The organism is Streptomyces sp. NPDC001204 (genome assembly GCF_053598035.1).
On record NZ_JBSFJL010000011.1, the window covers coordinates 17749 to 29073 of the forward strand.

Sequence of the window (11325 nt, forward strand, 5' to 3'; positions counted from 1 at the left end):
GGGTGTGTGGCCCGTCCCGTTTCGTGCCCTATCGCGGTCTGTGGGCTGCCCTGGTCTGTGGCGTGTCCGGGTTCGGGGCCCGTGCCGCGTGCCGTGGCTCGTCCCGGTGTGTGGCCCGTCCCGTTTCGTGCCCTATCGCGGTCTGTGGGCTGCCCTGGTCTGTGGCGTGTCCGGGTTCGGGGCCCGTGCCGCGTGCCGTGACTCGCCCGGTCTGTGGCCCGACTCGTTCCGTGTCCTGCAGCGGTCCGCGGTCCGTGGTTCGTGGTCCGCCTGGTCAGTGGCCTGCCTGCTCCGTGGCCTGCCCCGGCTCGTTGCCGTGCCCTGTCCCGTGGCTCGTCCCCCGTGCGTCGGCTGAGGGGCCGGCGGGTGGGCGACGCGAGGGTGGTCGAGATCCTCAACCGGCTCGCGTCGCACGGCGTGGCCGGGCAGGATGCTGCCCGTAGCCTTCCTCACCGTTTCAGCCGCATACGGAGGCCCGGATGACCGGCACCGCGCTCGCGCCCTTCACCGCCGACGACTACAGGGTCCGGCTGGAACGCGCCGCCCGCGCGGCGGCCGATGCCGGGCTGGCCGGACTGCTGGTGGCACCGGGGCCGGACCTGGTGTGGCTGACCGGCTACGCACCCACCGCCGTCACCGAACGGCTCACGCTGCTCGTCCTCGCCGCCGGACGCGAACCCGTACTCGTCGTGCCCACCCTGGAGGCCCCGGACGCCGCCAAGGCGTCCGGCGCGTCCGCCCTGGCCCTGCGCGACTGGACCGACGGCACCGACCCCTACGCCGTCACCGCCGCCCTCCTCGACGACCGCGGCCGGTTCGGCATCAGCGACAACACCTGGGCCATGCACCTGCTCGCCCTGCAACAGACACTGCCCAAGACCTGCTACGCCTCCCTCACCGAGGCCCTGCCCATGCTGCGCGCGGTGAAGGACGCGGCCGAGGTGGAACTGCTCGCGGCGGCGGGCGCGGCCGCCGACGCCGCGTTCGAGGAGATCCGGAAGCTGCGGTTCTCCGGCCGCCGCGAATCCGAGGTCGCCGCCGACCTCGCCGGCCTGCTGCGGCGCTTCGGACACTCCCAGGTCGACTTCACCATCGTCGGCTCCGGACCCAACGGCGCGAACCCGCACCACGAGGTGGGCGACCGCGTCATCGAGCGCGGCGACATGGTCGTCCTCGACTTCGGCGGCCTCAAGGACGGCTACGGCTCCGACACCACTCGCACCGTGCACGTCGGCGAGCCGACCGACGAGGAGCGGCGGGTGCACGACATCGTCCGCGAGGCCCAGGAGGCCGGCTTCCGGGCGGTGCGCCCCGGAGTCTCCTGCCAGGAGGTCGACCGCGCCGCCCGCGCGGTCATCACCCGGGCCGGGTACGGCGAGTTCTTCATCCACCGCACCGGCCACGGCATCGGCGTCACCACGCACGAGCCGCCCTACATGATCGAGGGCGAGGAGCAGCCCCTCGTACCCGGCATGTGCTTCTCCGTGGAGCCCGGCATCTACCTGCCCGGCCGCTTCGGGGTGCGCATCGAGGACATCGTCACCGTGACCGAGGACGGGGGCCGCCGCCTCAACGACACGACCCGGGAGATGGTCATAGTGGACTGACCACCCAGTCCCCACCCCGCAACCGCAACGACACGGCGCGACGATGACCCAGGCACCGACACCCACCGCGGACACGGTCCGCAGACTGGTCCGCACCCTGCTCAAGGACGGCTCGGACACCGCCCCCGGACCCGAGATCCGGCCCGTCGCCGAGGGCGGCGAGCACTCCACCTGGTGGGTCGGCGCCCGCCATGTGCTGCGCCTGGCCCCCGACCGTGAGGCCGCCGAGCGCCAGCGCCGCGAACTGCGGCTGCGCGAACTGGTCCGCCCGCACCTTCCGGTCGCCGTCCCGGCCAGCGTCGCGCGCGGCGAATGGGCGCCCGGGCTGACGTACACGCTGGACACCCGGATCACCGGCGGCTCGGCCGGCGAGCACGACGTCTCCGCCGTCGGCGAGGACGACCTGGCCGGGCTGTTCACCGGGCTGCGCGAGGTCCCCGTCCGGCAGGCCCAGACCCTCGGCGTCCCGCGTACCGCGCCGCGCTCCCTGGAGGCGCTGCGCCGCATGGCCGTGCACGCCGCCGAACGCCTCGGCGCCGCCGACGAGTTCGACCCCGCGCGGATGGCCCAGCTCACCGCGCCCGCCGCTGCCCAGCTCGCCGCCCAGCCCGGCACCGCCGTGCTCGTCCACCACGATCTCAAGGGCGAGCATCTGGTGGTGAGCGCCGACGGCCGGGTGCGCGGGGTCCTCGACTGGACCGACGCCGTGGTCGGCGACCCGGCCGAGGACATCGCCGGCGTCGCCGTCGCCGTCGGTTCCCCCGCAGCGGTGCGCGCCGCCACCCTCGCCGGCTACAGCGCCCGGCCCTGCCTGCGCGGCCTGTGGCTGGCCCGCTGCGACACAGTGATCCGCCTCGCCGCACGCCTCGACGGCCGAGACGAGAGCCCGCTGCCGCTCCTCAGGTCCCAGCTGCGCCACGCCTGGGAGGCGATCCTGCTGGAGCGGGTGACGGAGTTCCGGGAGGACGCCGCGGACCCCGCGGACACCGGGGACACCGGGGAGTAGGCGCCATCGGGGCGCGGTGCCGCGCTCAGTGCTGGAACAGCACCGCGCACGACTCCGCGGGCACGTGCAGCAGCCCGTCCGCTCCGGGTGCCGCGACCGGTTCCCAGGCGGCCAGCACCTCGGTGGGACGGTTGCCGAGGGGGATCTGCGCAGGCTCCTTGGCGAGGTTGAGCGCCACCAGCACGTCCCCGCGCCGGAAGGCGAACCAGCGGGCCTCCTCGTCGTAGGCCACCTTGGTGTCGGCGAGGTCGGGGTCGGTGAGGTCGGGCTGCTCGTGCCGCAGGGCGGTCAGCCGGCGGTACCAGGCCAGCACGCGCGCGTGCGGCTCGCGCCCCGGCTCGGACCAGTCGAGGCAGGAGCGGTCGCGGGTCGCAGGATCCTGCGGGTCGGGCACGTCCTCCTCCGCCCAGCCGTGCTCGGCGAACTCCCGCCGCCGGCCCCGTCGCACCGCCTCCGCGAGCTCCGGGTCGGTGTGGTCGGTGAAGTACTGCCACGGCGTGCCGGCCGCCCACTCCTCGCCCATGAACAGCATCGGCGTGAACGGCGCGGTCAGCGTCAGCGCGGCCGCGCAGGCCAGCAGCCCGGGGGAGCCGGCGAGCAGCGTGGACAGGCGGTCGCCCCGGGCGCGGTTGCCGACCTGGTCGTGCGTCTGGCTGTAGCCGAGCAGCCGGTGCCCGGCCACCCGGGTGCGGTCCAGCGGGCGGCCGTGGTGGCGGCCCCGGAAACCGGAGTACGTCCCGTCGTGGAAGTAGCCGCCGGTGAGGGTCTTGGCGACCGCCGCGAGCGGGGCCCGCCCGAAGTCGGCGTAGTAGCCCTGGGACTCGCCGGTCAGCGCCGAGTGCAGCGCGTGGTGGAAGTCGTCGTTCCACTGGGCGTCCAGGCCGAGACCGCCCTCCGCGCGCGGGGTGATGATCCGCGGGTCGTTCAGGTCCGACTCCGCGATCAGGAACGGACGGCGGCCCAGGTCGGCGGAGAGCGCGTGCACGGCCGTCGACAGCTCCTCCAGGAAGTGGCACGCGCGCGTGTCCACCAGGGCGTGCACCGCGTCCAGGCGCAGACCGTCGATCCGGTAGTCGCGCAGCCACGCCAGCGCGCTGCCGACCAGGAACCGGCGCACCTCGTCCGAGCCGGGCGCGTCCAGGTTGACGGCGGCGCCCCACGGGGTGTGGTGGGTGTCGGTGAAGTACGGCCCGAACCGCGGGAGGTGGTTGCCCGACGGACCCAGGTGGTTGTGCACCACGTCCAGGACCACGCCCAGGCCCAGCTCGTGGGCCCGGTCGACGAAGCGCTTCAGCCCCTCGGGTCCGCCGTACGGCTCGTGCACGGCCCACAGCGACACGCCGTCGTAGCCCCAGCCGTACCGGCCGGGGAACGGGCACACGGGCATCAACTCCACGTGGGTGACGCCCAGTTCCACCAGGTGTGGCAACCGTTCGGCGGCCGCGTCGAAGGTGCCCTCACGCGTGTACGTGCCGATGTGCAGCTCGTACAGGACCGCGCCGGACAGCGGGCGCCCGGGCCACTCGGCGGAGCGCCACGGGTACCGCGCGTGCTCGACGACCGCGCTCAGCCCGTCCGGGCCGTCCGGCTGCCTCGGCGAGCGCGGATCGGGCAGCATCGGGCCGCCGTCCAGCGCGAATCCGTACCGCGAGCCGTCGCGCGCCTCGGCCTCACCGGTCCACCACCCCTCCCGCTCCGGATCGCGCTCCAGCGCGCGCGTGGCGCCGTCGCACTGGAGCGTCACACGGCCGGCCTGTGGTGTCCACACCTCGAACTGCACGGACGGTTCCCCTTCGTTCGCTCACCGTGACGTAGCCCGTCCATGGTGCGGCACAAGAGATCGATCCGCTTTTGAATTCCCCCTTTCACGGCGGGTGTCGCCGGATCCGCGTGGCTGGTGTGCGTCGCCGTGGTAGCTGGACACGCGGGGTCGGCTGACCGACAATCACCAACGTGACGTCGTCCTTCGAGTCCCACACGTACCCCGCGCGGCTCTCCGACGCGCAGCGCGACAAGGCGCTGAAGGTGCTCCGTGACGGCGTCGCGATGGGACGGCTGTCGCACGACACCTTCGTACGGCGGATGGAGCTGGCCCTGGCCGCCCGCCGGCCGGACGAACTCGCCGCGCTCACCTCGGACCTGCGCACCGAGGGACGCGTGTCCCGGCTGGTGTTCGGCACGGTCGAGGCGGTGTCCGGTTTCAGCGTGCGGCTGCGCCGGGCCTGGCAGGTCGAGCGGCTGCCCAAGTTGCTGCTGCCGTTTCCCGGCAGCGGTCACCCGTTGCTCATAGGGCGCGATCCCGCCAGCGGTCTGCGGCTGACCCACGAGACGGTCTCCCGGGTGCACGCCGAACTGCGCCACCAGGGCGGCATGTGGGTGCTGCGGGACCTCGGCTCGACCAACGGCACGACCGTCAACGGGCGGCGCGTGGTCGGCGCGGCCGTCGTGCGCGAGGGCGACCAGGTCGGCTTCGGGCAGGTGGCGTTCCGGCTCTCCGCGAACTGAGCCGCACCGCCGCCACTGGCCCCGGCTCATCCGGTACGGCGGGTCAAGTCCTTTTTCGGACGCTGGTGTTGACGTATCCGACAAGTCATGACTGACTGTGTGTACGCCATGCACATGTGGTGAAGCGTCGGCGCCGCACTGTGGAGGTGTGCCCTGCCGCCACTCCCGTGCTATCCGTCCGTGGACGAGCTGGGCGCGCACGCCGCCGCACTCGTCGCCCGCCGGCCCCGGGACGCCCGGCTGCGCCGCGTCGGCACCTCCCGCGGTGGCCTGCCCCTGTGGCTGCTCTCCGTCGGCCACGGCAGCCGCCAGGCCCTCGTGGTCGCCGGACCGCACGCCAACGAGCCCGTGGGCGGCGCCACCGCACTGAGGCTGGCCGAACGCGTGCTCGCCGGCCGCGGCCGCGGCGTGGACGCCGACGTCACCTGGAACCTGCTGCTGTGCCTCGACCCCGACGGCTCACGGCGCAACGAGGGCTGGCTCAAGGGCCCTTACACCCTCGGCCACTACTTCCGGGACTTCTTCCGGCCCGGGTTCCTGGAGCAGCCGGAGTGGCTGCCCGACGGCGCCGCGGCCGCCGCGCTGCCGGAGACCCGGGCACTGCTCGAACTCCAGGACGAGCTGCGGCCCTTCGTCCAGTGCTCGCTGCACGGCGTCGACGTCGGCGGCGGCTTCGTCGAGGTGACCCGCGAACTGCCGGGCCTCGCACGGCGCGTAGGGCACGCCGCGGCCCGGCTCGGCGTCCCGCGCGAACTCGGCCCCTACGACCCCCTGTACTGGCCGCGTCTGGGGCCCGCCGTCTACCGGATCCCGCCGCCGCGCCGGGGTGGCCTGGCCGCCGCCATCACCGAGGCGGCCGTGGAGTCGACGTGGTTCCACCCGCAGCGGCACGGCACCGTGACCGCCGTCGTCGAGGCGCCCATGTGGGGTGTGGACGCCGTGTCCGACGGCTCGGCGCCCGCGGACCCGGACGGCGTGCTGCGCACCGTCAGCCGCGCCCTGCGCGAGGACATCCGGCTCATGGAACGGCTGCTGGAACGGGTCCGGCCGTACCTCGCCGACGTGCCGGACGCGGACCGGCTGCTCGCGCCGGTGGACGACTACCTCCTGGTCTGCCCCGGGCTCGCCGACGCGTGGGACCCCGACACCGACGACGGCACCCTGCGCCCGCTCCCACCGCTGACCAACGCCCACCTGGCCGCGCTGCGCATCGCGGGGCGGCGGCTGGCGCTGCGCACCGCCGGACTGCTGCACCGGCTCGTGCGCGGTGCCGGGCACGACCGGGCCGGCGTCCTGCCCGAACTGGACCGGTTCATCGAGCAGGGGTGCGCCGACTACCGCGACAACCTGCGGGCGCGCTGGATACCGGTCGGCCGGCAGGCCGAGTACCAGACGCGGGTGGTGCTGGCCGTGTGCGAACTCGCCGGGCGGCAGGCGCGCGTGCGCTCACGATCGGGTGAGCCGGGGTGGGGCATGCGGGCGGCCGTGCCGATACAGCGGGAATGACCCACCTCACCAAGGCGGCCACGACCTGCCTGCGCCGCGCCCTGACGGCGGCGGCCGCACTCCTGCTCGCCGGTGCCGCTCCGGCCACGGCCGCCCACCGGCCCACCGGCCAGTCCGACTGGCTCTACGTCACGGTCACCCACGGCGACGAGCACTCCGGTCACGTCCGCGGCGCCCTGCTCCTGTGCGACCCGCCCCGGGGCCACGCCCACGCGGCCGCCGCCTGCACCCAGCTCCGCTCGTCCGGCGGCGACATCCACGGCATCCCCCACCGGGACGTCCTCTGCCCGATGATCTACGCCCCGGTAACGGCCCACGCCCGCGGCCAGTGGCACGGCCGAACGATCCACTACACGGAGACCTTCTCCAACACCTGCCGACTGAACGCCCGCACGGGCGCCGTCTTCGCCATGGACAACTGAGTTCCGACGCACGGCGGTTGGAACGTCCACCGCGCACCCGGCACGCGCGTGCCCAGGACGGGCCTCCGGGGGTGTGCCGCTGTCGTACGTGCGGCGCGGTGGCGGGCGCCCGTCGGATGTGTGGGTCAGGTGGCCGGGGTACGGGCCTGGTGGGCTGTGGTGACGACTGTGCGGCTCTGGTGTTCCACCTGGTGTTCCAGGGGGACCCAGCGGGCGTGGAAGCGGTGGGCGAAGGACTCGCTCCAGGCGGTCACGAGCTGCTCCAGGTCCGGGGCGGCGCGGTCGTCGGTCTCGCGCAGGGTCCGCAGGAGCATCGCCGCTGCCCGCAGCGGCAGGCGGCGCCCGAACGCGTCCACGCTGCCGACGTACGCCATCGTGGTGTCCGCGGGCGGGGTGTGGATCCAGTCCGCGGCCAGTCCCGGCACCAGGCTCAGCCCCCACTTCGCCGCCCGCAGCAGCGGCCCGTCCGCCCCGCGCAGGCGCGGCAGCGCGTCGGTGAGGACCAGCTCCACCTCCCGCGCGTCCCGCAGCAGCCGGTGCGCGAGCCGCCGTATCGCCGCCGCCGGGGCGGGATGCGGCGCGGGGTCGTCCACCAGGTCGCTCGCCCACATCGGCACCTCCACGACCGCGGTCATGCCGCCGTACCGGTGCGGGCGGAACCAGGTGCTGTGCCGCGCGTCGTCCGGCATGCTCGGATACGCCGGGTCCGCGTCGCGCCCCGGCATCACCCGCACCCCGGGCCCCGAGACCGGCCAGCCCGCCGCGTCCGAGGCGCCCGTCTCCACCGGGATGTGCAGCCGTGCCGCCGACTTGCCGAACGGCTCGGCGAGTCCGGGCACGTCCCGGGTCAACTGCACCCAGCTGCCGCCCAGTTCGGTGCCGTGCAGCGTCACCTGGAGGTAGGGCCGCAGCTCGTCGATCACCCCGGTCAGCGCCCGCGTCTCCGGCGGCAGCCGGTCGGGCGGCAGCACGGAGGGCGACCACTCCGGCTGCTCGGGCCCGGCGGGCCGGAAGAACCCGAGATGGTAGTCGAGCAGGCTGCGCGGGGCCGGAGTGACGTGCAGACTCGCCCCGTCCGGGTCCGCGCACAGCAGGAAGTGCCAGGAGGTGTCCGCCCGCAACCGCTCCTCGCGCAGCACGCGGCGGGCGACGGCGAGGAGGGTGGAGCCGCCGGTGGGCTCGTTCGCGTGGGCGCCGGCGACCACCAGCACCGCCCGCCGGGCGTGCCCGACGGACAGCAGGTGCAGCGGTCGTCCCGCGCGGGAGTGGCCGACCTGCCTCAGTACACACCGGTCCGGCCGGTACGCGGCCAGCGCACGGGCGGAGGCGACCAGTTCGGGAACACTGGGGTAGCGCAACTCCGGCAGGAGACTCACCCCCGACCTGTCCTCCCGGCTTCGCATTCCGCAGTACCCCACGGACGCCGGATCCTGTCAAGCGTGCTCCAGCAGCGCCACCGGCAGCCGCTCGAAGAGTTCCGCCACGCGCACGTGCCCCTCGAACTCCCGCCCGGGGGCCAGCGCGTCGGTCCACCGGCCCGGCGGCAGGGGCAGCCGGGTGTCCCGCCAGCCGCCCGCCTCCGCCAGCCGCAGCGACAGCCGGGTCACGGCCGTGACCACCTCACCGGAGCGCTCGAACGCCGCACAGTGGGCCGCCGCCGGCCCCTCGGCGAGCAGCGGGATGTACGTCGCCGCCGGGCCGAAGACCTCCGGCCGGCGGGCGCGCAGCCGAAGAGCCGCCACCGTCACCGCGCCCTTGTCGCCCGCGTCGGCGGGCGGGAACCGCACCGGGCGCCGGTTGTCCGGGTCGACGAGGGCCCGGTACTCGGCCTCCGTGCCCTGGTACACGTCGGGCACACCAGGCATCGTCAGGTGCGTCAGGGCCGTACCCAGGACGTTCGCCCGGATGTGCGGTTCGAGCGCGGTGCGCAGGGCGGTCACCGGCCCCGCCTGAGCCCCGCACGGCCCCTCGTCGACGAACCGCGCCACCGCCTCCTCGTAGGCGGGCTGCTGCTCGGTCCAGGTCGTGTGGAGGCCCGCCTCCCGCGCGTGCTTCAGCAGCGCCTGCCGCACGCGTTCCCCGTCGGCGGGGCCGAGGCCGAACACCGTCTGCCAGGCCGCCCACGCCAGTTGACGGTCCGGCAGGCCCTCCCCGTCGCCGGTCACCTCGTCCAGCAGGTCCGCCCAGACGTGCGGGCACTCGGTGAGCACGGCCAGCGCCGCCCGTACGTCGGCGCTGCGCTTGGTGTCGTGCGTGGAGACCACGGTCCCGGTGACCGGCCAGTCGCGCTGCACCCGGGCGCAGTACGCGTGGAAGTCCTCCGGGGACACCGCCGGGTGACCGGGCTCGCCGCCCACCTCGTTGGCCGACAGCAGCGGCACGTACCGGTAATAGGCGGTGTCCTCGACGGACTTGGCGCGCAACGCGGAGGCGGCCTGCGCGAACCGGGTGCGGAACTCCTCGGCGCCGGGGCCGGATCCGGCCCGCCCGACGACCAGGTCGCGCACCACGTCGACGGCCTCGCCCTCCTCCGGCACCACGAAGGCGAGCCGGGCCTCCTCGGCGGCCTGCTCGGTGACCACGGACGCCGGGTCCACGGAGGTGTAGGGCCGGTAGACGTGGAGGCGGACCAGAAGCTCCCGCAGCGCGGTGCGCAGCGCCCAGGGAGCGCGGTCGCGCAGCGCCGGGTCCGGTGAGGTGGCGCACACCCGGTTCGCCACCAGGGTCAGCCGCTCCGTCTCGGCGGCCAGCTCGTGCGTGATCACCGTGTACGCCGCCCGTCGTACCGTCGCCTCCCAGTCCCCGCCGCTGTCGTCGCGCGGAGCGGCGAACCGCCGGTAGCGCCCGGCCAGCTCGGCCGCTCCGGCCGGGTCGGTGAACAGGCCGTCGACGTGCCGCAGGGCGTCGTAGCCGGTGGTGCCCGCGACCGGCCAGGAGGCCGGCAGGCGCTCGCCGTCGGAGAGGATCTTCTCGACGACCGTCCAGCGCCCGCCGGTCGCCTCGTGCAGCCGCCGGAGGTAGGCGTCGGGGTCGGCGAGCCCGTCCGGGTGGTCGACGCGCAGTCCGTCGACCACCCCCTCCGCCAGCAGCTGGAGGATCTTGGCGTGGGTCGCGCGGAACACCTCCGGGTCCTCCACCCGCACCCCGATCAGCTCCGAGATGCTGAAGAAGCGCCGGTAGTTCAGTTCCGTACGGGCCAGTCGCCACCACACCGGCCGATACCACTGCGCGTCCAGCAGTTCGGGCAGCGGCAGCCTCCCGGTGCCCTCGCGCAGCGGGAAGGCGTGGTCGTGGTAGCGCAGGACGTCGCCGTCCGCCTTCAGCTCGCCGGCCTCCCGGCCGACCGGACGGCCGAGCACGGGCAGCAGCACCTTGCCGCCCTGGGCCTCCCAGTCGATGTCGAACCAGCGCGCGTACGGCGACGCGGGGCCCTCCCGCAGCACCTCCCACAGGGCGTGGTTGTACCGCGGGGCCATGGCCATGTGGTTCGGCACGATGTCCACGACCAGGCCGAGTCCGTGCTCCCGCGCGGTGCGTGCCAGCGCCCGCAGGCCCTCCTCACCGCCGAGCTCGTCGCGCACCCGTGTGGGGTCCACGACGTCGTAGCCGTGCGCGGAGCCGGGCACGGACTGGAGGACGGGGGACAGGTGCAGGTGCGAGACGCCGAGCGAGGCCAGGTACGGCACGGCCCGCTCCGCGGCCGCGAACGGGAACTCGGGCTGGAGCTGGAGCCGGTAGGTGGCCGTGGGCACGACGGGCTCGGGACGCTCGGGTGTCTCGGATGTCATGGAGAGCTACGTACCCGCCCGGCCGCCTTTGGTGTCACCCGGCCGCCATGTGCCCCGGGCCCCACGCGAGCGGGTGAGCGCCCTCGCCCGGACGAACGCCTGCCCTCACCAGGGTGGGGAGCCTGTCGTCGCCCGGGTGAGGGGCGCCACGTCGGCTTCCGGGCCGGGGCCACGCCGGCTTCCGGGCCGGGGGTGTCACGTCGGCTTCCTGTCCGGGAGGGTGGGCGCTTCACGGGCGTCTCGCGCTGCCTGGGAGTGCTGCGCCGGGCTTCCGGCTCGGGGAGGGCTGCGTCGGCTTCCGGGCCGGGAGGGCGGGCGCTGCACCGGGCACCTCGTCCGGCCCGGGGCCCGGTCTGGGGGGCGTTGAGCCGGCGTCCGCCCGGGGGAGCGTTGAGCCGGCTTCCGGCCCGGGGAACGCCACGCCGGCTCTCCGCCCGGGAGAGCGGGCGCTGCACCGGCGCCTCTCCCCGGCAGGGAGTGCCACCCCGGCT

At 74.8% G+C, this 11325-nt stretch carries 8 protein-coding genes; 5 read left to right on the top strand and 3 right to left on the bottom strand.

Annotated elements, in window-relative coordinates:
- Positions 1-479: 479 nt before the first annotated feature.
- Together ACWC91_RS17315 and ACWC91_RS17320 are read left to right on the top strand one after the other, a co-directional pair.
- Positions 480-1607 carry a M24 family metallopeptidase gene (locus tag ACWC91_RS17315; RefSeq protein WP_376499427.1) on the top strand — a complete coding sequence of 376 codons (1128 nt, stop codon included), beginning with the start codon at positions 480-482 and terminating at the stop codon, positions 1605-1607.
- 43 nt (positions 1608-1650) lie between these two features.
- On the top strand, positions 1651-2613 hold the full coding sequence (locus ACWC91_RS17320; RefSeq protein WP_450643122.1) for an aminoglycoside phosphotransferase family protein: 963 nt from the start codon (positions 1651-1653) through the stop codon (positions 2611-2613).
- A gap of 25 nt (positions 2614-2638) precedes the next feature.
- On the opposite strand, the gene treZ is transcribed toward ACWC91_RS17320, so the two are convergent.
- On the bottom strand, positions 2639-4393 hold the full coding sequence (gene treZ, locus ACWC91_RS17325) for a malto-oligosyltrehalose trehalohydrolase (RefSeq protein ID WP_450643121.1): 1755 nt from the start codon (positions 4391-4393) through the stop codon (positions 2639-2641).
- Positions 4394-4566: 173 nt separating this feature from the next.
- Between treZ and ACWC91_RS17330 the strand changes: the two genes are divergently transcribed.
- The 3 genes from ACWC91_RS17330 to ACWC91_RS17340 all read left to right on the top strand — a co-directional run bounded on the left by ACWC91_RS17330 (position 4567) and on the right by ACWC91_RS17340 (position 7046).
- The gene (locus ACWC91_RS17330) at positions 4567-5118 is read left to right on the top strand and encodes a DUF1707 and FHA domain-containing protein (protein ID WP_225075692.1); all 552 of its coding nucleotides are present in this window, start codon (positions 4567-4569) and stop codon (positions 5116-5118) included.
- 180 nt (positions 5119-5298) lie between these two features.
- Entirely contained in the window at positions 5299-6624 is a 1326-nt protein-coding gene (locus tag ACWC91_RS17335) for a M14 family zinc carboxypeptidase (RefSeq protein ID WP_376499432.1), read from the top strand.
- A complete protein-coding gene (locus ACWC91_RS17340; protein ID WP_225075691.1) occupies positions 6621-7046 on the top strand; it encodes an SSI family serine proteinase inhibitor in 426 nt (141 codons plus the stop codon). Before ACWC91_RS17335 ends, ACWC91_RS17340 begins: the two co-directional genes overlap by 4 nt.
- A 125-nt stretch (positions 7047-7171) precedes the next feature.
- Here the strand turns inward: ACWC91_RS17340 and ACWC91_RS17345 are convergent, their stop codons facing one another.
- Together ACWC91_RS17345 and treY are read right to left on the bottom strand one after the other, a co-directional pair.
- On the bottom strand, positions 7172-8422 hold the full coding sequence (locus ACWC91_RS17345; protein WP_450643119.1) for a M14 family zinc carboxypeptidase: 1251 nt from the start codon (positions 8420-8422) through the stop codon (positions 7172-7174).
- Positions 8423-8479: 57 nt separating this feature from the next.
- Positions 8480-10834 carry a malto-oligosyltrehalose synthase gene (gene treY / locus ACWC91_RS17350; protein ID WP_450643118.1) on the bottom strand — a complete coding sequence of 785 codons (2355 nt, stop codon included), beginning with the start codon at positions 10832-10834 and terminating at the stop codon, positions 8480-8482.
- Positions 10835-11325: the final 491 nt, after the last annotated feature.